Origin of the sequence: Novosphingobium jiangmenense (assembly GCF_015694345.1) — a bacterium.
Classification (GTDB): Bacteria; Pseudomonadota; Alphaproteobacteria; order Sphingomonadales; family Sphingomonadaceae; genus Novosphingobium; species Novosphingobium jiangmenense.
In genome coordinates this window covers 20,005-39,702 of record NZ_JADQDC010000005.1, presented here as the reverse complement: position 1 = coordinate 39,702, position 19,698 = coordinate 20,005, and the positions used below count along the sequence as shown (strand labels likewise).

The following is a 19,698-nucleotide window of genomic DNA, read 5'->3' as shown; positions in this document are numbered from 1 at the left end:
GGAACCGCCATGCTGCCCGGACCCAAGCTCGACAGGATTGACCTCAAGATCCTCGCCAAGCTCCAGCAGGAGGGGCGGATCACCAACGTGGAACTGGCCGATGCGGTCGGCCTCTCGCCGAGCCCATGCCTGACCCGCGTGAAGCGGCTGGAGAAGGCTGGGTACATCACCGGCTACGGCGCCCACGTGAACCTCAACAAGCTCGGCGAATTCCTCACCGTATTCACTGAGGTCACGCTCAGCGAGCATCGCCGGGGCGATTTCAGCCGCTTCGAAAGCCGCATCGTCAAGATCGACGAGATCGTCGAATGCCATCTCGTTTCGGGCGGATATGACTATCTGCTGAAGTTCGTGGCGCGCGGGGTTTCGCATTACCAGTCGATCATCGAAGGCATGCTGGAAAGCGACTACGGCATCGAGAAGTACTTCAGCTACGTCGTGATCAAATCGCCCTTCATCAAGCACCACTTCCCGATCCAGAACCTGTTCGGACAAACGCATGCCTGATTCCTTGAGGCCTGATCTGGCCGACCTTCTGCCCGATCTCGTTGCCCTTCGCCGCGACATCCATGCCCACCCCGAACTCGGTTTCTGCGAACACCGCACCGCCGCGCGCATCGCCGCCGAACTGCGCGCCCTTGGCATCGAAGTGCATGAGCAAATCGGTACGACCGGCCTCGTCGGCGTGCTCAAGGGCAAGCGCGAAGGCATCCGTACCTTGGGCCTGCGCGCCGACATGGACGCGCTGCCGATCGACGAGCAGACCAACCTGCCCTGGGCCAGCACGACGCCCGGCACCTTCCACGGCTGCGGCCACGATGGCCATGTTGCCATGCTGCTCGGCGCCGCGCGCGTCTTGGCTGCGGACCCTGATTTCGCCGGAACGCTTCACCTGATCTTCCAGCCTGCCGAGGAAGGGCAGGGCGGCGCGCGGGTGATGATCGAAGAAGGACTGTTCGAACGCTTCCCCTGCGACCGCGTCTATGCCCTGCACAACTGGCCGGGCCTGCCGGCCGGAACGATCAGCACGCGCCCCGGCCCGATCATGGGCGCGGCCGACAAGTTCCGCATCACGCTGACCGGCAAGGGCGGCCACGCCGCGATCCCGCAGGACAGCCCGGATGCGATCCTTGCCGCCGCCAGTCTGGTGCAGCAGCTCAACACCATCGTGGCGCGGGCGGTGCCGTCATCGGCCAATGCCGTCCTGTCGATCACCGAGATTCATGGCGGCCATGCGCACAACGTGATTCCGGCCGAAGTCATGATCGGCGGTACGGTGCGCACCTTCGATCCAGTCGTGCAGGACCGCATCGAGGAGCGGATGCGGGCGATGCTGAAGGGGACCGAGGCCAGCTTCGGGGTGCAGGCAGCGCTCGATTACGACCGTTACTACCCTGCCACGATCAACGACCCGTTTGCCGCTGCAGACGCTCTGGAAGTTGCCGCGAGCGTGGCGCGGGCCGAACTCGCCCCCGATCCGGCGCCGACGTCAGAAGACTTCTCCTACATGCTCCAGCAGCGTCCCGGCGCCTATATCTGGCTTGGCCAAGGCACGCAGGATCACGCGGCCCCGCTCCACAATCCGCATTACGATTTCAATGACGCCGTGATGGAAACCGGGGTGCGGCTGCACGTCGCTTTGGCAAAGCATTGGCTGGTCTGAGGATCAGGTGATCCTCAAAACCACATCCGCAGGCCGACAACCGCGCTGACCTGCGACGGGTTTTCGCCGTCGAGCCGCGCCAGACGGGCGGTTTCGCCCAGCTTGCGCTCCCAGTGCACGCCGACATAGGGCGCGAACTCGCGGGCGAATTCGTAGCGGAGGCGCGCGCCCAGCTCGATCTTCTCGAAGCCCGCGCCGATGCCGAGTTCGGGCACATCCTGCGCCGAGGCGTCGATCTCGACGGACGGTTGCAGGATCAGGCGCTGGGTCAGGCGCATGTCGTGTTCGGCCTCGAGCCGGAAATGCACGTCACCCTTGTTCGATACGAAGGCATGCGCGCCGACTTCGAACCAGTAGGGGGCAAGGCCTTCGATGCCGATCACGCCATAAGTGCGGTCGGGGCCGCTGCCGAAGTCCTGCCGCACGCCGAGTTCGAAGTTCCACCACGGATCGAGCGCGTGGCGCCATGCCGCGCGCACCTCGCCGGTTTCGAGCGGTTCGCCGAATGCGCCATCGCCTTCGGTTTCCACGGCGAGGCGATCGATGTCGCCGCCGATCCAGCCCATGGCCTGCCAGGCGTAGCCGTCCTTGCCATTGCGGGGGCGATATTCGAGGCGGTCAAGGATCAGGGCATTGCCGAAGAAGCGCCCTTCCTTGGACAGATCGGCGCGGGCCTGCGCCATGCGCTGCTTGTCCCAGTAGGCATCGGCCGGATGGTCGGTCGGGACAGGCGGAGGGGCGGCGTTGCCGACTTCACTGTCGGACACGGCCGGCATGGTGTGGCCTGCGTGGGCGGAGTGGTCCATCGGCGCGGCTTCGGCAGGCGCATCGGGTGCGGACTGCTGGTGCATGGAGTGGTCCATGCCTTCCATCGCCCCCATGTCATGGCCGGAATGGTCCATTTGGCCCTGCATCTGGCTCATGTCATGGCCAGCGTGCGGATCCTGCGCTTCCTGCGCGAGAGCGGGCGTGGCGATCAGCGCGGCCCCTGCGAGCAGCAGGCGCTTCATGCCGCGTCTCCCGTGGCTCGCACCGTGACAACGCGCATCATCCCCGCATGCATGTGCAGCAGCATGTGGCAATGGAACGCCCAGTCGCCCTCGGCATCGGCGGTGAGGTCGAAGCTGGCCTTGCCGCCGGGCAGGACGTTGACGGTGTGCTTGCGCGGTCGATTTCCCGGCTCGCCCGTGACCAGTTCGAAGAAATGGCCGTGCAGGTGGATCGGGTGGGGCATCATCGTGTGGTTGATCAGGTTCACCCGCACCCGCTCGCCCTTGCGGAACGGGATCGGCTTGGCGCCGTCGGAGATGGTCTCGCCATCGATGGACCACATGTAGCGCTCCATGTTGGCGGTGAGGTTCACATCGATCTGGCGCGAGGGCGTGCGAGGGTCTGGGTTCGCATCGCGTGAGCGCAGATCGGCGTAAGTCAGCACGCGGTGATCGACGTCCTCGAGCCCTGTTGGCTTGTCCCCGAGGCGATCTGCCGGCATCGGCGAGATCGTGGCGACCCCCGGCCCCGGCTTCACGCCGGGAGCGAGAGAGAGATCGCGCATCTTCATCGAATGACCGGCCATGCTCTCGTTGGCCGGCTTGGACAGGTCGATCTCACCACCGTCGCCCATGTCCATGCCGCTCATGTCCATGCCCATGTCACGCATGGTGAGGACCGGGCGGGCACGGCGGGCAGGAATGGCACCGGCCATGCCGATCTGCGGGGCGAGCGTGGCGCGGACCAGGCCAGAGCGGTCGATCGCCTCGGCGATGATGCCAAAGGGCGCGGCCTCGGTCGGCTGCACGATCACGTCGTAGGCCTCGGCAATCGCGATCTGGAACTCGTCGGTCTCGACCGGCTGCACGTTGCAGCCATCGGCAGCTACGATAGTCATCGGTAGGCCAGGGATGCGGAAGTTGAAGTTTGTCATTGCCGAGGCGTTGATGATCCGCAGCTTGACCCGCTCACCGGGGCGGAACAGCGCGGTCCAGTTGGCGGCGGTGTCGTGCCCGTTGATGACGAAGGAATAGGTTGCGCCGGTGACGTCGGAGATGTCGGTCGCGTCCATGCGCATCTTGGCCCATTCGAGCCGGTCCTTGAGGCTCTGGTCACGGCCCTTGAGCAACCCGCCGACGGTCTGGCGCTGCCAGTTGAAGTAGCCGCCCATGGCCTTGAGCTTGCGCAACTGCTCGTGCGGGTTGATCGGGCTCCAGTCCGACAGCATCAGCACGTATTCGCGGTCGAACGGGGCGGCGGTATCAGGCTCGGCGGGGTCGATCACGATCGGGCCGTAGAGGCCGACCGCCTCCTGCATGCCGGAGTGCGAATGGTACCAGAAGGTGCCCGAGTGCACGACCGGGAACTCGTAGGTGAAGGTCTCGCCCGGATCGATGCCGGGGAAGGACAGGCCGGGCACGCCATCCATCTGGAACGGCACGAGCACCCCGTGCCAGTGGATCGAACTCTGTTCGGCCAGCGTGTTGGTAACGGCAATGCGCACCTTCTGCCCTTCGCGCAGGCGGATGAGCGGGGCCGGGATCGAGCCGTTGACCGCGACGGCTGGGGCCGATCGATCGCCCACCGCAAACTTCGCCGCGCCTATCGACAGGGCGATGCTCTCGCCCGAAAGCACGCCGCCGCTGTTGCGCCCGGCCATGGCCCCGGCCTTCATCGTGTGTCCGCCGTGTCCCGATTGCGCCCAGGCAGGGACAAGCGGCATTGCGGCAAGAGCACCGGCTCCGAGAAGCAGGTTGCGGCGGTTGAGATGGAGCATGTCGGTCATTACCCGCAATTACGCAGGAAGACGGGTTATCCCTCAAGCATTTCCGACAATTTTTGCCGTGCGCGATAGATTCGAGTCTCCACCGCCTTTTCGGTAAGGCCGAGCACGTCGGCGGCCTCGGCCATGCTCATCCCTTCAAGGCGGCACAGGATCAGCGGGTCCTTGAGATTGGCCGGAAGCGCGGCAATGGCGGCCGAGACGCGGGCCAGTTCGCGTCGCGAGATCGCTTCGGCTTCAGGGTCGAGGCCCTGATCGGCAACGTCGAAGGCGTCCTCAAGGGGCCGCGCCATGCGGAACAGCCGCCGCACCGCGCGCCGCCGCGCCCAGTCGCGGCACTTGTTGACGGCAATGCGCATCAGCCAGGCGCGAAACGGGCGGGCGGAGTCGAACCTGGCCAGCGAGGCGAAGGCTGCGATGAACGCTTCCTGCGTCACGTCGAGCGCTTCGCCTTCGTCGCCGGTGTGGTGACGGGCGAGCCGGAACACCACCTCGCGATGGCGCGCCATCAGCGCAGCGTAGGCGGTCTGCTGCCCGGCCAGCGCGCGCGCGACCAGATGGGGATCGCTGTCCTCCGGAGCTTCGCCCCCCGCCACCGGTTCAGCGGTGGTCGGGCGCGGTCAGGGCGCGGGCGATCTCGCGGTCGAAGATCACCTGCTGCTCGGGCGTCAGCACCGCCCGCATCGCAAAGACATGGGCCAGCGTCGCCTTCTGCAGCTCACCCATCGCCATGTGCGAAGCATCGACCGCGCCGGTCACCTTGGGGCCGATCTGGTGCTCGCTCTCGATCGCGCGGGCAAGGTCTGCGTTCGAAGCGCGCAGCCGTTCGTCCAGATTGCGGCGCTTGCCCGCAAAATCCGCCTCGAGCCGGTCGATCTCTTGCTTCTGCTCCGCCGACAGATCGAGCCGCTCGTGCATCAACTGGTGGAGCTCGCTGCCGTGCTGCATCGGCATGAAGCCGCGCGCAAAGTGGCTGGCGGCAAGGGCGACGGCGGCAGAGACCACGGCCACCACGACATAGCGCAAGGCCGCGCCCATCAGTCTGCCAGCAAGTGCGAGGGTGCGCCCGAGGGCACACCGAACAGCGGCTCTGCCTGCGCCGGGGCAGACGGCGCGATCGACCCGACGATCCCGACGACCGCAGCAATCGCCACGGCCATGACCATGCCGCGCCGTGCCGTCACGCTCTCGCGCCGCTCGGCAAGGCCACGCATCACGCCATCATCGATGGTGGTGAGCGAGGCGGGCACCTCCTTCGCTGCAAGAGCGCCCAAGACTTCGTCGATATCGGCCATCGCTGGCTGGGTTCCTTTTTCCACGCAATTTCCATTACGCGCGCTCAAGCCGAATCCCTCAACACAAATTTTGCGCTATGGGCGAGGGATTGTCGGGAGACCTGCGTAATGTCAGGCAGATCCCAACCCGAAAGGACTTCCCATGCGCCGTCTTGCGCTCCTTGCTGCCCCCGCCCTTGCCATGCTGGCCCTGCCCGGCGCAGCCTTTGCCCATCCCAAGCTCCTTTCGTCGAACCCGGCGCCCAACACCGCGGTGGCCAAGCCGACCACTCTGACCCTGACCTTCTCGGAAGAGCTCGTCGGCCCGCTCTCGGGCATCGAACTGGTGATGACCGGCATGCCCGGCATGGCCAACCACGCGCCGATGCCGATCAAGGGCTTCAAGACCGCCGCTGCCGGCAAGGTCCTGACCGTGACCCTGCCCCGCGCCCTTCCGGCGGGCAGCTACAACCTCAAGTGGCACGCCGTTGCCGCCGACCAGCACCGCATCGAAGGGCAATACGCCTTTACCGTGCGCTGACCCGGCCTGAGGGGCATGGAAACGACTGGCCTGATCGCGGCCCGGGCGGCGGCCTATATTGCGCTGTTGCTCGTTGCGGGATTGCCGCTGCACGCTCTGGCGGCGGGGCAGGTCCTGACGCTGCGCGCTCGCCTCGGCCTTGTCCTGCTGGCAATCGCAGCAGCGGCCGCCTCGGCGTGGTGGGCGTTGGAGAGCATTGCCACCATGGCCGGGATCGGGCTCGATCAGCTCGATCAGGCCACGGCCGAAGTGGTTCTTGCCCAGACCCCGCTGGGGCGCGTGATGGAATGGCGCCTCACCGCTCTGTTCGCTGTCATCCTTGCCAGCCTCCTGCCCCTGCGCCGTCTGCGCCTGCCGGTGCTGGCCCTGGGCGGAGCCGTGGCGCTCTGTTCCATGGCATGGACCGGGCACGCCGGGGCGAGCGAGATGCCGATCCATCGCGCTGCCGATGTGTTCCACCTGATCGCCGCCGCCGTCTGGCTTGGCGCGCTGGCCATGTTCGGCGCGTCGTCGCTGTCACGCACCGGCCCTGACATCGCCGCGCTTTCCCGCTTTGCCCGAACCGGCAGCGTCGTTGTCGCAGTTCTCGTGCTGACTGGCCTGCTCAATACGCTGTCGATCGCGGGATGGCCGATGCTGCTCGAGGCGCGCTGGTTTACCGTGCTGGCCGTCAAGCTGGCGCTGTTCGCGCTGATGCTGGGCCTTGCGGCAGGCAATCGCTGGCGGCTCGTGCCGTCGCTGGAACGCGGTGAGCCCGGCGCGGTGGCGCGCTTGCGCGTGTCGCTGCTGCTCGAGCTTGCGGTCGGCCTGGGCGTGGTCGGTGCGGTGGCGCTGCTTGGCCTGCTCGACCCTGTGGCCTGAGGCCAATTGGCAACAAAGAATTCCCGTCCGGACGCTTGACCGCGCAAGCCATTGGCTTAGCTCTCTTCCCGCTGCAACCTGTCAACGGGAGAGAGCTATGTTCAGCCATGTCATGGTTGGCGCCGACGATATCGACGCCGCCAAGAAGTTCTACGATGCCACCTTCGCCGCGTTCGGCGGCCCGGAAGCGATCACCGACCCCAAGGGGCGCCTGATCTACCAGCACAATGGCGGGCTGTTCATCGTGACCAAGCCGATCAATGGCGAACCGGCCTGCGGCGCGAATGGCGGCACCATCGGTTTCCGCATGAATCCGGAACAGGCCAACGCCTGGCACGCCGCTGGCGTCGCTGCGGGCGGCACGGCTTGCGAAGACCCCCCGGGGCCGCGTGAAGGCTCGCCCTACTATCTCGCCTATCTGCGCGATCCCGCCGGCAACAAGCTCTGCGCGCTGGACATCATTGCCTGATGTCACTCGAAACGGTCTCGACTTCGAAGGCGCATGGCGGAACGCTTGGCGTCTACAAGCATGAGTCCGCCGCGACGGGGACGGGAATGACCTTTTCGGTCTTCCTGCCCCCTCAGGCGGCGGAAGGCGCAAAGTTGCCGGTGCTGGTCTACCTTTCCGGGCTGACCTGCACCCACGCCAACGTCACCGACAAGGGCGAGTACCGCAAGGCTTGTGCCGAACTCGGCATCGTCTTCGTTGCGCCCGACAGCTCGCCGCGTGGCGAGGGCGTGGCTGACGACGCGGAAGGGGCCTACGATTTCGGCCTTGGCGCAGGCTTCTATGTGAACGCCACGCAGGAGCCCTTTGCCCAGCACTACCGCATGTGGGACTACATCGCCGAGGAACTGCCTGCCCTGCTGGGCGCGCACTTCCCTGTCGATCTGGATCGTATGGGCATCACCGGCCATTCGATGGGCGGCCATGGCGCGCTGACGCTGGGGCTGACCTATCCGGAGAAGTTCAAGTCGCTATCGGCCTTCGCGCCGATCGTCGCGCCGGGCCAGGTGCCCTGGGGACACAAGGCCTTGGGCGGCTATCTCGGCGATGATCGCGCGGCTTGGCGCAGGCACGATGCGGTGGCGTTGATCGAGGATGGCAAGCGTCCGGCGGGCGCGGTGCTGGTCGATCAGGGCGATGCCGACGGCTTCCTTGCCGAGCAACTGCGCCCCGAACTGCTGGATGCTGCCTGCAAGGCGGCGGGCGTGGACCTGACGCTGCGGCTGCAGCCGGGTTACGACCACAGCTACAACTTCATCTCGACCTTCATGGAAGACCACATCCGCTGGCATGCGGAGCGGTTGTAGGCTCAACACCTTCGTCATTCCCGCGCAGGCGGGAATCCACTCTGGCGCTTTTCTCTCTGGATCCCCGCCTGCGCGGGGATGACGAAGTTTGGCTGTCTTACCGTACGTCCTTGGCCACCGCATCGAGCACGCCGTTGACAAACTTGGCCTCGCGCTCTTCGAAGAAGGCGTGGGCTACATCGACATACTCGGTAATGACCGTCGCTACCGGCACGTCCTTGCGCGCCAAGAGTTCGTAGGAACCGGCGCGCAGGATCTGCAGCATGGTCTTGTCGAGGCGGGCAAGCGACCAGCCCTTGGCGAGCTTGGCCGAGAGCAGCAGGTCGATCTCGTTGCGGCGGGCATCGACGCCCTTCACCACATCGTCGAAGAAGGCAACGTCGGCCTTGAGGTATTCGACGTCCTCGATTTCCGCGCCCAGCCGGTGCTGGTGGAACTCGTCCAGCAGCAGGTGCAGCGCGGTCTTCTCCATGTCCACCTGGTAAAGCGCCTGCACGGCGGCGAGGCGCGAGGCGGCGCGGGCCTTGCCCGAGATCGCGTTCACAGGCCGAGCCTCACTTCAATGGAGCGGGCATGGGCAGCAAGGCCCTCGGCCTCGGCAAGGGCGATGGCGGCAGGACCGACGGCGGCTAGCGCGGCGTCAGTCGCCTCGATAAAGCTGGTGCGTTTCATGAAATCCAGAACGGAAAGGCCCGAGGAAAAGCGCGCGCGGCGCCCGGTGGGCAGGACGTGGTTCGGCCCGGCGACATAGTCACCGACGGCTTCGGGGGTCATGCGGCCAAGGAAGACCGAGCCGGCATGGCGGATCTGGTCGAACAGGGTTTGGGGATCGTCGGTGGCGATCTCGACGTGTTCGGCGGCCAGCGCATTGGCCAGCGCGGGCGCTTCGTTGAGCGAGTCCACGACGATGATCACGCCGTAATCGTCCCAGCTGGCCTTGGCGACCTTGGCGGTGGGCAACATGGCAATCTCGACGCCGACCATGTCCGCCACCTGATCGGCAAAGGCGGCATCATCGGTGATCAGGATTGATTGCGCCACCGGATCGTGTTCGGCCTGGCTGAGCAGGTCGGCCGCGATCCACTGCGGGTCGTTCTTTGCATCGGCAATCACGAGGATTTCCGAGGGGCCGGCGACCATGTCGATGCCGACCACGCCGAACAGCTGGCGCTTTGCTTCGGCCACCCAGGCATTGCCGGGGCCGGTGATGACGTCGACCGGCTTGATGCGGGCGGTGCCATAGGCAAGCGCGGCCACCGCCTGCGCTCCGCCAACGCGCCAGACCTCGTCAGCGCCGGCAAGGTGGGCGGCGGCGAGGACCAGCGGATTGGCTTCGCCCTTGGGCGTCGGGGTGACGACGACGAGGCGCTGAACGCCTGCGACCTTGGCGGGGATCGCATTCATCAGCAGCGAGGATGGATAGGCCGCGCGGCCGCCGGGGACGTAGAGTCCGGCACCATTGACGGCGCTCCACCGCGCACCGAGGCGCATGCCGCTGGCGTCGGTATAGTCGCGGTTTTCCGGCAGCTGGGCGCGGTGGTAATCGCGGATGCGCTGTGCGGCGAGTTCGAGCGCGGCGCGCAGATCGGGCTTGAGTGCGTCGAAAGCTTCGCGGCAAGCCTCTGGCGACACTCGCCAATCTTCGTCGGCGGGGGTGTGGCCGTCGAACTTGGCGGTGTATTCGGCGAGCGCTTCGTCACCGCGCAGGCGCACGTCGTCGATGATCGTCTGCACGTCGCGCGCAACGTTCTCGTCGCTCTCGCGGCGGTCCTTGACGAGGCGGGCGAAGGCCTTGGCAAAGCCCGGATCGCTGGATTTCAGGCGCAGCATCAGGCGGCCTTCCTTGCGGCAACCATTTCGCGGAAGGCGTCGACCAGCGCGCCGAGGCGGGCGCTGTCGGTCTTCAGCGCAGCGCGGTTGACGATCAGGCGGGCCGAGACTGGCAGGATCTGGCTGGTTTCGACCAGACCGTTCTCCTTGAGCGTGCGGCCGGTCGAAACGAGGTCGACAATGCGGCTGGCAAGGCCCAGCGAGGGGGCCAACTCCATGGCGCCATTGAGTTTTACCACCTCGGCCTGCACGCCGAGCTTCTCGAAGTGGCGGCGCGTCAGGTTGGGGTACTTGGTGGCAACTCTGGCATGACTCTCGCGGGCAGAGGCATGACTCTCCACCAACTCTACCGGTTCGGCGACGGACAGGCGGCAGTGGCCGATGTCGAGATCGACCGGTGCGTAGAGGTCCGCGTAGTCGAATTCGTCGATCACGTCCGAGCCGACGATGCCCGCATGCGCCGCCCCATGCGCCACGAAGGTCGCCACGTCGAAAGCGCGGACGCGGATGATCTTCACGTCGTCGCGGTTCGTGGCGAAGGAGAGGGCGCGCGAGGCCTTGTTAAAGAAATCGGCCTCGGGCACGATCCCGGCCTTCTCGAGCAGAGGCAGGGCCTCGTCGAGGATGCGGCCCTTGGGCAGGGCGAAAACGAGCGGTGCGGCGGTGGACATAACCCGCCGCCCTTATGGCAGCACGGCGCAAAGGGCAACCGAATGAACCCGATCATGGAGATCGAAGAGGTCGCAAAGGCCATAGAATGGCAGGCAGACCACGCCACGAACAACGGCGCACCCTGCACCGGACGGGTGGTGCGGGCGCAATTGCGGTTGCTGGATGGCGCTACCGAGGTTGGCAGGCGAATCGCTGTCTGGCCGGGCAAGCCGCTGGAGGACGCGCTGCCACTCCGGCTCGCGGGCGGGCATCACAACCTTGTGCTGACGGGGAAAGATGCGCGTCTGGCCCCGGTCTATCGCGGCGAGGTGACCGTTCAGGCCGAGGTCGATGCGCTGGTGGTGGCGGTGACGCGGGAGCATGATGCCGAATTGCTGCCGTGGCTCGAGGGGCCGCCGCAGACCAACGAGGCTGGTCGGTCGGCCTCGATCATGGCGGCACTGCTGTGGCTGTCGCAGCGGCTGGGGCCGCGCTTCGAGCTGAACGAGCTTGGGGCGAGCGCGGGCGTCAACACGATGATGGAGCGGTTCTTCTTCGACCTTGGCGGGACGACCGCCGGGCCGGAGGAATCGCCGATGCGGATCGTGCCCAAGTGGCGCGGGCCTCCGCCGCCTCAGGCCGATGTCGAGATCGTCGGGATCAGAGGCTGCGACCGTGCGCCGGTGAACCTTGCCGATCCGGAAGCGGCGCTGCGGCTGAAGTCCTATGTCTGGGCCGAGGTGACCGAGCGGATCGGGCGGATCGATGCGGCGATTGCGCTGGCGGCGCAGCGGGCTCCCGATGTGGCGCAGATGGATGCGGGCGACTTCGTGGCCGAGCGGCTGGCCGCGCCTCAGGACGATGACACCACGCGGGTCGTGTTCCATTCCATCGTCTGGCAATACCTGCCGCCCGAAACTCGTATGCGGATCGAGGCGCTGATGGCTGAGGCGGGGGCGAAGGCAGATGCAACGCGGCGGCTGGCATGGGTCATGCTCGAGACCAACCGCCAGACCTTTCGCCACGAGTTGAGTGTGCGTTACTGGCCGGGCGCGGCTGAGCCGCAGGTGCTTGGCACCGCCCATGCCCATGGTGCGTGGGTCGAGTGGTTCCAACCCAGTTAGGTTAAGTGTTCTTCGTCATTGTGAGCGGAGCGAAGCAATCCAGAGCGGATTGCGCGACGCTCTGGATTGCTTCGTCAGCTTCGCCTCCTCGCAATGACGAGCCGTCAGCGGATGAATTTGTCCAGCGCGGCGTTGACCGCGTCGGGTGCTTCCCATGGCACGAAATGCCCGCAATCGTGGACCGGCTCCACGGTGAGGTTGGTGACAAGCCTGTCCATGCCATCGAGGTTGCAGGGCGGCAGCGCCATGTCGTCCATCGCCCAGATTACCAGCGTGGGGATCTGGAGCGGCGGGACCGGGGCGTCCTGATAGCCTGCGGGCAGTTCGAAGGGGGCGTCCATCGGCGGGACGGCCATCGGGCTGGCGCGATACCAGTTGAGCATGGCGATGGCGGCATCGGGGTTCGACCAGTCCTTGAACAGTGCGGCGCGCTCTTCCTCTTCCATCACCGGCGAGCGTTCCCAGTTGAGCGCCTTCATCAGCAGCGCGCCGAGGCCGTGTTCGCGCACCATCGCGTCGTTGGCAGTATCGCGGAAGGCGCGCATGTACTGGCTCGCCTCGCGCTGCTGGCGGTCGGTCCAGAGCAGGCGGGGGAAGATCACCGGGTGCGGGGCATTGGCGATGACGGCGCGCGTCACGCGCGTGCCCTGGCCAAGCAGCGCAACGCCCCAGGCAATCGCGCCGCCCCAGTCGTGGCCGAGGATCGTGAACTGCTGGACGCCCAGCGCATCGGCCAGCTGGAACACGTCGCCGATCAGCTTGTCGGGCGTGTAGTTCTCCACGCCTTCCGGCTTGGACGAACCGCGATAGCCGCGCTGATCGGGCGCGATGCAGCGGAAGCGCGAGGAGAGGTGCACGATCTGGTGGCGCCAGGTGCGGTGGCTTTCGGGGAAGCCGTGGAGGAAGATGAGCGTCGGCGCGTCCCTGGGGCCGACGTCGAGGACATCGAGTTCGATGCCGCTGGCGAGCTTTATGCGCTGAAGGTCGGTCATTCCGGTGCTCCCTCGTTCATCTTTTGGGCATAGCCTGCGGCGACCACCTCGGCCATGCGATCGTGCAGGGCATCGGGGGTGCGGCGCAATTCGCCGATTTCCTTCTCCATGCCTTCGCCCATGATGATCTCGCGCTCGTCTGCCGCAATGGCATCAAGCATCTGGCGCGCGGCGACATCAGGGTCGAGCCCGCGCTCGATCACGGCATCGCTGACGCCGCGGCGCGATCCGTCGGCGGTGATCGAATTGCGCGAGACATCGGTGCGAATCGAGCCGGGGGCGATGACGTGGACCTTGATGCCGAGCCCGGCGACTTCGGCGCGCAAGGCGTCGGAATAGCCGAACAGCCCGAACTTGGCGGCGCTGTAGCCGGTGCGCATGGGCGAGCCGACCTTGCCGGCAATGCTCGAGACCATGACGATCCGCCCGGACTTGCGCTCCGCCATGCGCGGCAGCAGCGCTTGCGTCAGCGCGATGGGGGCGAGCAGATCGACAGCGACGATGCGTTCGTACACCGGGAACGCGGTGTCCACCGCGAGAGAGCGCTGCGAGATGCCGGCATTGTTGACCAGCATGTCGATGTGGCCCTGCCAGTTCCAGGCCTTGTCGGCGGCAGTGGCGGCAGCGCCGTAGTCGGTCGCCTCGAAGGGCAGAACGAGGGCATCGCCGCAGGCCTGTGCCACTTCTGCCAGAGCCGCTTCGTTGCGCCCGGAAAGCACCAGCTTTGCGCCTTGCGCCGCCAGTGCCCGCGCCAGTGCCGCACCGATCCCCGAAGACGCACCGGTAATCCACACAACCTGCCCTGCAAATGCCATCCTGCTCTCCTTCAGGTGAGTCTTAACCGACCCATTAAAGGCATCGTGTCAGGCTTTTGCGGGAGAGGGAAGGGGGCTTGGCGCAGAAGTGCTTTGAAGGTTTGCGCCCGACTCTGTAGGGGCGCGGGATCGGTTGCCGCGGATTTTTTGATCGCCATGAATTATCGCCATTCGTTCCATGCGGGCAACAGCGCCGATGTGGTGAAGCACGCGCTGCTGATCGCGCTGGTGCGAGCCTTGCAGCTCAAGGACAGCGCGCTGACGCTGATCGATACCCATGCCGGGTGCGGGCTCTACGACCTGCGCGGCGATCAGGCACAGCGCACGGGCGAGGCGATGCAGGGCGTGGTGCGGGCCTTTGCTGACGCGAACCCTTTGCTGGACGAGTACCGCGCGGCGGTGCGGGCGTTGAATGAAGCAGAGGAGCCGTTGCTCTATCCCGGCTCACCCCGGTTTCTGGCGCAGCTGCTGCGCCCGCAGGACCTGCTGATCCTCAACGAGAAGCACCCCGAGGACGCCTATGCCCTGCGCGGCGCGATGCGGGGAACGCCTGCTGCCGTGCATGAGCGCGACGCCTATGAGCTGTGGCTGGCGATGGTGCCGCCGCGCACGCCGCGCGGGCTGGTGGTGGTCGATCCGCCCTATGAGCAGACCGACGAGCGGGCGCGGATCACGAAGACGCTCGCCGCTGCTCACCGCAAATGGGCGCATGGCGTGACGGTGATCTGGTATCCGCTGAAGGACCGCTCTGCGCATGTCCACTGGAAGGAAAAGCTGCGCCGGCTGGGCATTCCCAAGCTGCTGAACGTTGAGCACTGGCTCTACGATGCCGACCAGCCGGGCATCTACAACGGCGCCGGGCTGTTCATCGTGAACCCGCCGTATGCCTTCACGCAGGCGCTGCCGCCGATGCTCGAGGCGCTGCGCGAGGCACTGGCGCCGGAGGGGCATAGCGGCACGCTCAAGGCTGAGTGGTTGGCTGCTTGAAGCAGGGCATCAGGGATAGCTGACGGTCGTCGCAACCTTCGGCAGGGGGATGAATTCTTCCTCGTCGCCCGGCACCTTGGGGAAGCGGCCTTGTTCCCAGTCGGCCTTGGCCTGATTGATGCGGTCGCGGCTGGAGCTGACGAAGTTCCACCAGACATGGCGCTTGGTGGCGAAGGCCTCGCCGCCCATGAGCATGACGCGGCCGCCGGTTTCCGATTGCAGTTTGAGGACCGCGCCGGGGGCGAGGACGACGAGGTCGTAGAGGGCGAGCGGGTGGCCGTCGATCTGTGCCTCGCCGCCGACGAGCATGACGGCGCGTTCGTCGGCCTCGGCGTCGATGGGCAGGGTGCCGCCCGGCGCCAGCAGGATCTCTGCGTAGATCGTGGCGGCGTGCTGGGTGGTCGGCGCGCTCTGGCCCCAGAGGGTGCCCATGATGACGCGGGCGCTGACGCAGACGTCCTCGACCAGCGGCAGGGCGGTGACCTGTTCGAAGGCGGGGGCGATCTCTTCCTTGCCGTCGGGCAGGGCGAGCCAGGTCTGCATGCCGTAGAGGTGAGGGCCGCCGGGGCGCTCGGTCTCGGGCGAGCGTTCGGAATGGACGATGCCGCTGCCTGCGGTCATCAGGTTGACCTGTCCCGGGCGGATCGTGGCGAAGGAGCCGAGGCTGTCGCGGTGGTCGATCGCGCCTTCGAAAAGCCAGGTGACGGTGGCGAGGTTGATGTGCGGGTGGGGGCGCACGTCCATCGCGGTGCCGGCGGGCAAGTGCGCGGGGCCGAACTGGTCGACGAAGATGAACGGGCCGACCATGGTGCGTTGCCGCGAGGGGATGGCGCGGCGGACCTCGAACGCGCCGAGATCGTGGGCGACGGGGGTGATCGTCTGAATGACGGGATCGGTCATGCTGGCGCCTCAAGATCGAGCAGTTCGAGCAGGTTCACCGGGAACAGCGGCTCATGCCAGTTTGCCAGTTCTGCGCGGGTAAACCAGCGAAATTCCTTGATAAGTTCGCGCTCGATCGCGGTGTGGCCGGAGGTGTCCGGCGTGAAGCTCGTCGTGCGGACGCGGAAGAAGCGTTCGTCCGAGGTGATCGGTTCGCCTTCAAGGGTGAGGTAATCGTCGGCGCGGCGCGCGACTTCGGGGCCGCAGTGCTCCACGACAAGGCCGGTTTCCTCGTAGAGTTCGCGGACAGCGGCGAGCGCGAAGTCCTCGCCCGGATCGCATTCGCCGCCGACGCCGCACCAGAACGGGCGGCGGTCCTTGGGGGCGAAGCGGATGAGGAGGAGGCGGTCGTGCTCGTCGAGCAGGAGGATGCGGGCGGCGCGCCTTGTCCGGCGGTTACTCACCAGGGGCTTTTGCCTTGATGGCGAGGGCGTGGACGCGCTGGCCGGGGAGGTCGCCCAGCGCCTTGTTGACCATGCGCTGGCGATTTAGGCGGGACTGGCCGGTAAAGGCGGCGCTCTCGATCTCTACCGTGAAGTGGGATTCGCCGGTGCCATCGTCGCCCATGTGGCCCGAGTGCGAGGCGCTGTCGTTGATCACCGCGAGGTGCGTGGGACTAAGGGCTTCGGTCAGGAGTCGTTCGATTTCCTGTGCAACTGGTCCCGTCATGTCTTCCCTTCCTGTGGCTGCATCGCCATGTGGGGCGCAAATGCGTAATGACAAGTTCCACGGCCGCGTCCAGGGCACAGGGCGCGTGTGCAATGCCCCCGGTTGCGACGAGCCGGGCGAATTTCGTGCGCCGGGCGTGCGCTCTTCGGGGTTTGACGGGCCGGGGGATTATCGCTGGTTCTGTCTTGAACACGTGCGGCAGTTCAATTCCGGCTATGACTTTTTCGCGGGAATGACGCCCGAGGAAATTCTCAAGGCGCAATCGCCGATTGCCGGGTGGGAGCGCGAGACGCGGGCGTTCCGGCCCGATGCGGGGATCGATCAGGCGCCGCGCTGGGCGGACTTTGCCGATCCATTGGAGGCGATTGCGCAGCGGGCCAAGGCGCGGCGGGCGGATCACCAGAAGGCGGCTGACGCGGCGCGGCGCGGGATCAGTCCGGACGAGCGCAAGGCTTATGACGCCCTGCATCTGGCCTATGATGCCGACCGGCGGCAATTGCGGCAGAGCTATTCCGAACTGGTCCGCAAGTACCACCCGGATCGCAATGGCGGGGATCGCACTTTCGAGGGGCGGCTGCAGGAAGTGGTCGAGGCCTACAACCTGCTCAAGGGCAGCGCGCTGTTTGCATGACCCCATTCTGGTGATGTCTCACACAGACTTCCACGTAATTCCACGTATCCTGCTCGGGTCAACAGGCTCATGGAGGGCGGGACATGGCTTACGTCATCAGGAACGGAATCCTTAACGACAATTCGAATCCGGTAAGGCAGATCAAATCGCGCAACACGGGAGGTGCCTTCCCGGCGCCGCCGAAGATCGTGGTGATCCATTTCACGGCTGGCGGATCGGCGGCTTCGTCGGCGAACTGGTTCGCGAGCAAGGACAACACCAATTCCTCGGCGCACGTCGTGGTCGATCGCGACGGATCGATCATCCAGTGCGTGAACTTCAACGAGGTCGCTTGGCACGCGGGCAAGTCCAGTTGGCGTGGTATCGAGGGGCTGAACAAGCATTCGATCGGCATCGAGATCGCCAACTGGGGCGCGCTGCGTGGGGGCACCAGCGGCTGGACCAATGCGGCAGGGCAGAAGATCGACAACGTCGTCATGGCCGTGCATCGCAATGGCAATCCCGATGGCTCGCGTACGCCGATCGGCTGGGAGGCCTATCCGGAGGCACAGTTCGATGCCGTGGTCGCCTTGGTACGGGCGCTGCGCGAGGTCTACCCGATTGCCGAGATCGTCGGCCATGACGACATTGCCCCGGTGCGCAAGTCCGACCCCGGTCCGGCGTTCGATATGGTGCGCTTCCGCCAGCGTGCGCTTGGCGGGCGGGACGACAACGGACCGAACGTGGGCGTGGTGCGCTCGCCGGGTGGGCTGAACCTGCGCAGCGGCCCCGGCACCAACTTTGCGGTGGTCCAGCTGCTGGCGGACGGAAGCAAGGTCATGCCGATCGGGGCAAACGGATCGTGGATCGAGGTGACGGCGCTTGATGCCGCGGGCAAGCCGAGCAAGACCGGCTGGGTCCACGGCCACTACGTCGATCTGGACTGACACCCGAAACGAAACGGGGCTCCCGAAGGAGCCCCGCAGCGTTTTCAGCTATGTGGCCGCGATCAGGCGGCGACAGGGGCCGCGTCGCGGACCGACTGGTCGACGTGGTCGGCAAACTGCTGGAAGTTGTCGACGAACTTGCGCACCAGTTCCTGCGCGGTCTTGTCGTATTCCTCGCCATCGGCCCAGGCACCGCGCGGATCGAGCAGCTTGGTGTCGACGCCGGGCACTTCGACCGGAACTTCGAAACCGAAGTTCGCGTCCTTCTTGAAGGTGGCGTTGTTGAGGCTGCCATCGAGCGCGGCGTTGAGCAGGGCGCGGGTCGCCTTGATCGGCATGCGCTTGATGCCTTCCTGCGTGGCCTTGCCGCCCGACCAGCCGGTGTTGACCAGCCAGCACTTCACGCCGCCCTTGGCAATGCGCTCCTTGAGCAGGTTGCCATAGACCGACGGGTGACGCGGCATGAACGGCGCGCCGAAGCAGGTGCTGAACGTGGCTTCCGGCTCGGTCACGCCGATTTCGGTACCGGCGACGCGGGCGGTGTAGCCCGACAGGAAGTGGTACATCGCCTGATCGGGCGTGAGACGCGCGATCGGAGGCAGGACGCCATAGGCATCGGCGGTGAGGAAGATCAGGTTTGCCGGAACCGGACCGAGGTTCTTCTCCGAGCAGTTCGGAATGAAGTCGATCGGGTAGGAACCGCGGCTGTTCTCGGCGAGGCGGTTGTCGTCGAGGTCGATCGTCCGGGTTTCGGGATCGATCACCACGTTTTCGAGCACGGTGCCGAAGCGCTTGGTAGTGGCGAAGATTTCCGGTTCGGCTTCGGCCGAAAGGCGGATCATCTTGGCGTAGCAGCCACCTTCGAAGTTGAACACGGCAGTGTCCGACCAGCCATGCTCGTCATCGCCGATCAGGGTGCGCGAAGCATCGGCCGAGAGCGTGGTCTTGCCGGTGCCCGACAGGCCGAAGAACACGGCGGTCTTGCCATCGGGGCCGACGTTGGCCGAGCAGTGCATCGGCATGACGCCCTTGACCGGCAGCAGGTAGTTGAGAATGCCGAAGACCGACTTCTTCATTTCGCCGGCATAGGCGGTGCCGCCGATCAGGATCAGCTTCTCGGTGAAGTTGACCGCGATCACGGTTTCGCTGCGGCTGCCGTGGCGCTCCGGATCGGCGCGGAAGCTGGGCAGGTCGATGATGGTGTATTCAGGCACGAACGAGGCAAGTTCATCGCTGGTCGGGCGGACCAGCAGGGTGCGGATGAACAGGTTGTGCCAGGCGAATTCGTTGATCACGCGAACGTTGACGCGGTGTTCGGGCTGCGAGCCGCCGAACAGGTCAGCCACGTAGAGGCGGTCCTTCTCGCCCAGCGCCTTGATGAAATCGGCCTTGAGCGCGGCGAAGTGCTCGGGCGTCATCGCGACGTTGGTCTTGCCCCACCACACGGTGTTCTCGGTCTCGGCATCGCGGACGATGAACTTGTCCTTGGCCGAGCGACCGGTGTGCTTGCCGGTTTCGACCACCAGCGGACCATCGACGCAGAGCAGGCCTTCGCCGTTGCGCACGGCATGCTCGACCAGAGGCGCGGTGCCGAGGTTGGCGAACAGCTCTGCCGGTTCGGGATAACCCTGGCTGGCGAGGGACACGTTCAGGCTGGTATCGGACACTTCTGGCCTCCCGTTGGTGGCGCTTCGGGCAGACATTTGCC

At 66.1% G+C, this 19,698-nt stretch carries 24 protein-coding genes; 10 read left to right on the top strand and 14 right to left on the bottom strand.

The genetic code is table 11. The features are described 5' to 3' along the window. Positions 1-9 precede the first annotated feature (9 nt). Both I2488_RS08835 and I2488_RS08830 read left to right on the top strand, forming a co-directional pair. Positions 10-507 carry an Lrp/AsnC family transcriptional regulator gene (locus I2488_RS08835; RefSeq protein WP_196275449.1) on the top strand — a complete coding sequence of 166 codons (498 nt, stop codon included), beginning with the start codon at positions 10-12 and terminating at the stop codon, positions 505-507. Further along, positions 500-1,663 carry a M20 aminoacylase family protein gene (locus tag I2488_RS08830; RefSeq protein WP_196275448.1) on the top strand — a complete coding sequence of 388 codons (1,164 nt, stop codon included), beginning with the start codon at positions 500-502 and terminating at the stop codon, positions 1,661-1,663. Before I2488_RS08835 ends, I2488_RS08830 begins: the two co-directional genes overlap by 8 nt. 14 nt (positions 1,664-1,677) lie before the next feature. Here the strand turns inward: I2488_RS08830 and I2488_RS08825 are convergent, their stop codons facing one another. Genes I2488_RS08825 through I2488_RS08805 form a run of 5 tightly spaced genes read right to left on the bottom strand, consistent with a single transcriptional unit; the run spans position 1,678 to position 5,731 of the window. Further along, a complete protein-coding gene (locus I2488_RS08825; RefSeq protein ID WP_246465577.1) occupies positions 1,678-2,673 on the bottom strand; it encodes a copper resistance protein B in 996 nt (331 codons plus the stop codon). Further along, positions 2,670-4,439: a copper resistance system multicopper oxidase gene (locus I2488_RS08820; protein WP_196275447.1), complete on the bottom strand. Its 1,770-nt coding sequence runs from the start codon at positions 4,437-4,439 to the stop codon at positions 2,670-2,672. The genes I2488_RS08825 and I2488_RS08820 overlap by 4 nt, the downstream gene beginning before the upstream one ends. A gap of 26 nt (positions 4,440-4,465) precedes the next feature. Then, positions 4,466-5,032: an RNA polymerase sigma factor gene (locus I2488_RS08815; RefSeq protein WP_343071017.1), complete on the bottom strand. Its 567-nt coding sequence runs from the start codon at positions 5,030-5,032 to the stop codon at positions 4,466-4,468. A 4-nt stretch (positions 5,033-5,036) separates the two neighbouring features. Then, positions 5,037-5,474, bottom strand: coding sequence for a Spy/CpxP family protein refolding chaperone (locus I2488_RS08810; protein WP_196275446.1), 438 nt, complete (start codon positions 5,472-5,474; stop codon positions 5,037-5,039). Beyond that, the gene (locus I2488_RS08805) at positions 5,474-5,731 is read right to left on the bottom strand and encodes a hypothetical protein (RefSeq protein ID WP_196275445.1); all 258 of its coding nucleotides are present in this window, start codon (positions 5,729-5,731) and stop codon (positions 5,474-5,476) included. Before I2488_RS08805 ends, I2488_RS08810 begins: the two co-directional genes overlap by 1 nt. Before the next feature lie 142 nt (positions 5,732-5,873). On the opposite strand from I2488_RS08805, the gene copC reads away from it, so the two are divergent. The 4 genes from copC (at position 5,874) to fghA (ending at position 8,426) form a co-directional block, all read left to right on the top strand. Continuing rightward, positions 5,874-6,251: a copper homeostasis periplasmic binding protein CopC gene (copC, locus tag I2488_RS08800; RefSeq protein ID WP_196275444.1), complete on the top strand. Its 378-nt coding sequence runs from the start codon at positions 5,874-5,876 to the stop codon at positions 6,249-6,251. A 15-nt stretch (positions 6,252-6,266) separates the two neighbouring features. Continuing rightward, positions 6,267-7,112 carry a copper homeostasis membrane protein CopD gene (gene copD / locus I2488_RS08795; protein WP_196275443.1) on the top strand — a complete coding sequence of 282 codons (846 nt, stop codon included), beginning with the start codon at positions 6,267-6,269 and terminating at the stop codon, positions 7,110-7,112. 97 nt (positions 7,113-7,209) lie between these two features. After that, entirely contained in the window at positions 7,210-7,581 is a 372-nt protein-coding gene (locus I2488_RS08790; protein WP_118073045.1) for a VOC family protein, read from the top strand. Beyond that, positions 7,581-8,426 carry an S-formylglutathione hydrolase gene (gene fghA, locus I2488_RS08785; protein WP_196275442.1) on the top strand — a complete coding sequence of 282 codons (846 nt, stop codon included), beginning with the start codon at positions 7,581-7,583 and terminating at the stop codon, positions 8,424-8,426. Before I2488_RS08790 ends, fghA begins: the two co-directional genes overlap by 1 nt. 97 nt (positions 8,427-8,523) lie before the next feature. Here fghA and nusB read toward each other — a convergent pair whose 3' ends face one another. The 3 genes from nusB to hisG are packed head-to-tail and all read right to left on the bottom strand — an operon-like array spanning position 8,524 to position 10,927. Beyond that, on the bottom strand, positions 8,524-8,970 hold the full coding sequence (gene nusB, locus I2488_RS08780; protein ID WP_196275441.1) for a transcription antitermination factor NusB: 447 nt from the start codon (positions 8,968-8,970) through the stop codon (positions 8,524-8,526). Then, the gene (gene hisD, locus I2488_RS08775; RefSeq protein ID WP_196275440.1) at positions 8,967-10,256 is read right to left on the bottom strand and encodes a histidinol dehydrogenase; all 1,290 of its coding nucleotides are present in this window, start codon (positions 10,254-10,256) and stop codon (positions 8,967-8,969) included. Before hisD ends, nusB begins: the two co-directional genes overlap by 4 nt. Then, positions 10,256-10,927 carry an ATP phosphoribosyltransferase gene (gene hisG, locus I2488_RS08770; protein ID WP_196275439.1) on the bottom strand — a complete coding sequence of 224 codons (672 nt, stop codon included), beginning with the start codon at positions 10,925-10,927 and terminating at the stop codon, positions 10,256-10,258. The genes hisD and hisG overlap by 1 nt, the downstream gene beginning before the upstream one ends. 42 nt (positions 10,928-10,969) lie before the next feature. On the opposite strand from hisG, the gene I2488_RS08765 reads away from it, so the two are divergent. After that, positions 10,970-12,031 (top strand): DUF2332 domain-containing protein, encoded by a 1,062-nt coding sequence (locus tag I2488_RS08765; protein ID WP_196275438.1) that lies wholly within the window; start codon positions 10,970-10,972, stop codon positions 12,029-12,031. 104 nt (positions 12,032-12,135) lie between these two features. Here the strand turns inward: I2488_RS08765 and I2488_RS08760 are convergent, their stop codons facing one another. Both I2488_RS08760 and I2488_RS08755 read right to left on the bottom strand, forming a co-directional pair. Next, a complete protein-coding gene (locus tag I2488_RS08760) occupies positions 12,136-13,023 on the bottom strand; it encodes an alpha/beta fold hydrolase (protein ID WP_196275437.1) in 888 nt (295 codons plus the stop codon). Next, on the bottom strand, positions 13,020-13,838 hold the full coding sequence (locus I2488_RS08755) for an SDR family NAD(P)-dependent oxidoreductase (RefSeq protein WP_196275436.1): 819 nt from the start codon (positions 13,836-13,838) through the stop codon (positions 13,020-13,022). Before I2488_RS08755 ends, I2488_RS08760 begins: the two co-directional genes overlap by 4 nt. A gap of 156 nt (positions 13,839-13,994) precedes the next feature. Here I2488_RS08755 and I2488_RS08750 point away from each other — a divergent pair, with 156 nt between their 5' ends. Next, positions 13,995-14,825 carry a 23S rRNA (adenine(2030)-N(6))-methyltransferase RlmJ gene (locus tag I2488_RS08750; RefSeq protein WP_196275435.1) on the top strand — a complete coding sequence of 277 codons (831 nt, stop codon included), beginning with the start codon at positions 13,995-13,997 and terminating at the stop codon, positions 14,823-14,825. A 9-nt stretch (positions 14,826-14,834) separates the two neighbouring features. On the opposite strand, the gene I2488_RS08745 is transcribed toward I2488_RS08750, so the two are convergent. Genes I2488_RS08745 through I2488_RS08735 form a run of 3 tightly spaced genes read right to left on the bottom strand, consistent with a single transcriptional unit; the run spans position 14,835 to position 16,433 of the window. Continuing rightward, positions 14,835-15,725 carry a pirin family protein gene (locus tag I2488_RS08745; protein WP_196275434.1) on the bottom strand — a complete coding sequence of 297 codons (891 nt, stop codon included), beginning with the start codon at positions 15,723-15,725 and terminating at the stop codon, positions 14,835-14,837. Continuing rightward, positions 15,722-16,168 carry an NUDIX hydrolase gene (locus I2488_RS08740; protein ID WP_425492387.1) on the bottom strand — a complete coding sequence of 149 codons (447 nt, stop codon included), beginning with the start codon at positions 16,166-16,168 and terminating at the stop codon, positions 15,722-15,724. The genes I2488_RS08745 and I2488_RS08740 overlap by 4 nt, the downstream gene beginning before the upstream one ends. Further along, on the bottom strand, positions 16,161-16,433 hold the full coding sequence (locus I2488_RS08735) for a BolA family protein (protein WP_196275433.1): 273 nt from the start codon (positions 16,431-16,433) through the stop codon (positions 16,161-16,163). The genes I2488_RS08740 and I2488_RS08735 overlap by 8 nt, the downstream gene beginning before the upstream one ends. A gap of 40 nt (positions 16,434-16,473) precedes the next feature. Here I2488_RS08735 and I2488_RS08730 point away from each other — a divergent pair, with 40 nt between their 5' ends. Continuing rightward, entirely contained in the window at positions 16,474-17,064 is a 591-nt protein-coding gene (locus I2488_RS08730) for a J domain-containing protein (protein WP_196275432.1), read from the top strand. A gap of 83 nt (positions 17,065-17,147) precedes the next feature. Further along, positions 17,148-17,990 (top strand): N-acetylmuramoyl-L-alanine amidase, encoded by an 843-nt coding sequence (locus I2488_RS08725; RefSeq protein ID WP_196275431.1) that lies wholly within the window; start codon positions 17,148-17,150, stop codon positions 17,988-17,990. A 62-nt stretch (positions 17,991-18,052) separates the two neighbouring features. Here the strand turns inward: I2488_RS08725 and I2488_RS08720 are convergent, their stop codons facing one another. Next, on the bottom strand, positions 18,053-19,693 hold the full coding sequence (locus I2488_RS08720) for a phosphoenolpyruvate carboxykinase (protein ID WP_246465576.1): 1,641 nt from the start codon (positions 19,691-19,693) through the stop codon (positions 18,053-18,055). Positions 19,694-19,698: the final 5 nt, after the last annotated feature.

What these genes read in the sequence shown, in the direction of transcription:
- I2488_RS08825 (WP_246465577.1), bottom strand. Translation starts at nt 2,673, where the DNA reads ATGAAGCGCCTGCTGCTCGCAGGGGCCGCGCTGATCGCCACGCCCGCT.
- I2488_RS08805 (WP_196275445.1), bottom strand. Translation starts at nt 5,731, where the DNA reads ATGGCCGATATCGACGAAGTCTTGGGCGCTCTTGCAGCGAAGGAGGTG.
- I2488_RS08755 (WP_196275436.1), bottom strand. Translation starts at nt 13,838, where the DNA reads ATGGCATTTGCAGGGCAGGTTGTGTGGATTACCGGTGCGTCTTCGGGG.
- I2488_RS08725 (WP_196275431.1), top strand. Translation starts at nt 17,148, where the DNA reads ATGGCTTACGTCATCAGGAACGGAATCCTTAACGACAATTCGAATCCG.
- I2488_RS08750 (WP_196275435.1), top strand. Translation starts at nt 13,995, where the DNA reads ATGAATTATCGCCATTCGTTCCATGCGGGCAACAGCGCCGATGTGGTG.
- I2488_RS08790 (WP_118073045.1), top strand. Translation starts at nt 7,210, where the DNA reads ATGTTCAGCCATGTCATGGTTGGCGCCGACGATATCGACGCCGCCAAG.
- I2488_RS08745 (WP_196275434.1), bottom strand. Translation starts at nt 15,725, where the DNA reads ATGACCGATCCCGTCATTCAGACGATCACCCCCGTCGCCCACGATCTC.
- I2488_RS08810 (WP_196275446.1), bottom strand. Translation starts at nt 5,474, where the DNA reads ATGGGCGCGGCCTTGCGCTATGTCGTGGTGGCCGTGGTCTCTGCCGCC.
- I2488_RS08835 (WP_196275449.1), top strand. Translation starts at nt 10, where the DNA reads ATGCTGCCCGGACCCAAGCTCGACAGGATTGACCTCAAGATCCTCGCC.
- I2488_RS08730 (WP_196275432.1), top strand. Translation starts at nt 16,474, where the DNA reads ATGCGTAATGACAAGTTCCACGGCCGCGTCCAGGGCACAGGGCGCGTG.
- I2488_RS08830 (WP_196275448.1), top strand. Translation starts at nt 500, where the DNA reads ATGCCTGATTCCTTGAGGCCTGATCTGGCCGACCTTCTGCCCGATCTC.
- copC (WP_196275444.1), top strand. Translation starts at nt 5,874, where the DNA reads ATGCGCCGTCTTGCGCTCCTTGCTGCCCCCGCCCTTGCCATGCTGGCC.
- fghA (WP_196275442.1), top strand. Translation starts at nt 7,581, where the DNA reads ATGTCACTCGAAACGGTCTCGACTTCGAAGGCGCATGGCGGAACGCTT.
- I2488_RS08735 (WP_196275433.1), bottom strand. Translation starts at nt 16,433, where the DNA reads ATGACGGGACCAGTTGCACAGGAAATCGAACGACTCCTGACCGAAGCC.
- I2488_RS08765 (WP_196275438.1), top strand. Translation starts at nt 10,970, where the DNA reads ATGAACCCGATCATGGAGATCGAAGAGGTCGCAAAGGCCATAGAATGG.
- copD (WP_196275443.1), top strand. Translation starts at nt 6,267, where the DNA reads ATGGAAACGACTGGCCTGATCGCGGCCCGGGCGGCGGCCTATATTGCG.
- I2488_RS08760 (WP_196275437.1), bottom strand. Translation starts at nt 13,023, where the DNA reads ATGACCGACCTTCAGCGCATAAAGCTCGCCAGCGGCATCGAACTCGAT.
- hisD (WP_196275440.1), bottom strand. Translation starts at nt 10,256, where the DNA reads ATGCTGCGCCTGAAATCCAGCGATCCGGGCTTTGCCAAGGCCTTCGCC.
- I2488_RS08720 (WP_246465576.1), bottom strand. Translation starts at nt 19,693, where the DNA reads ATGTCTGCCCGAAGCGCCACCAACGGGAGGCCAGAAGTGTCCGATACC.
- I2488_RS08820 (WP_196275447.1), bottom strand. Translation starts at nt 4,439, where the DNA reads ATGACCGACATGCTCCATCTCAACCGCCGCAACCTGCTTCTCGGAGCC.
- hisG (WP_196275439.1), bottom strand. Translation starts at nt 10,927, where the DNA reads ATGTCCACCGCCGCACCGCTCGTTTTCGCCCTGCCCAAGGGCCGCATC.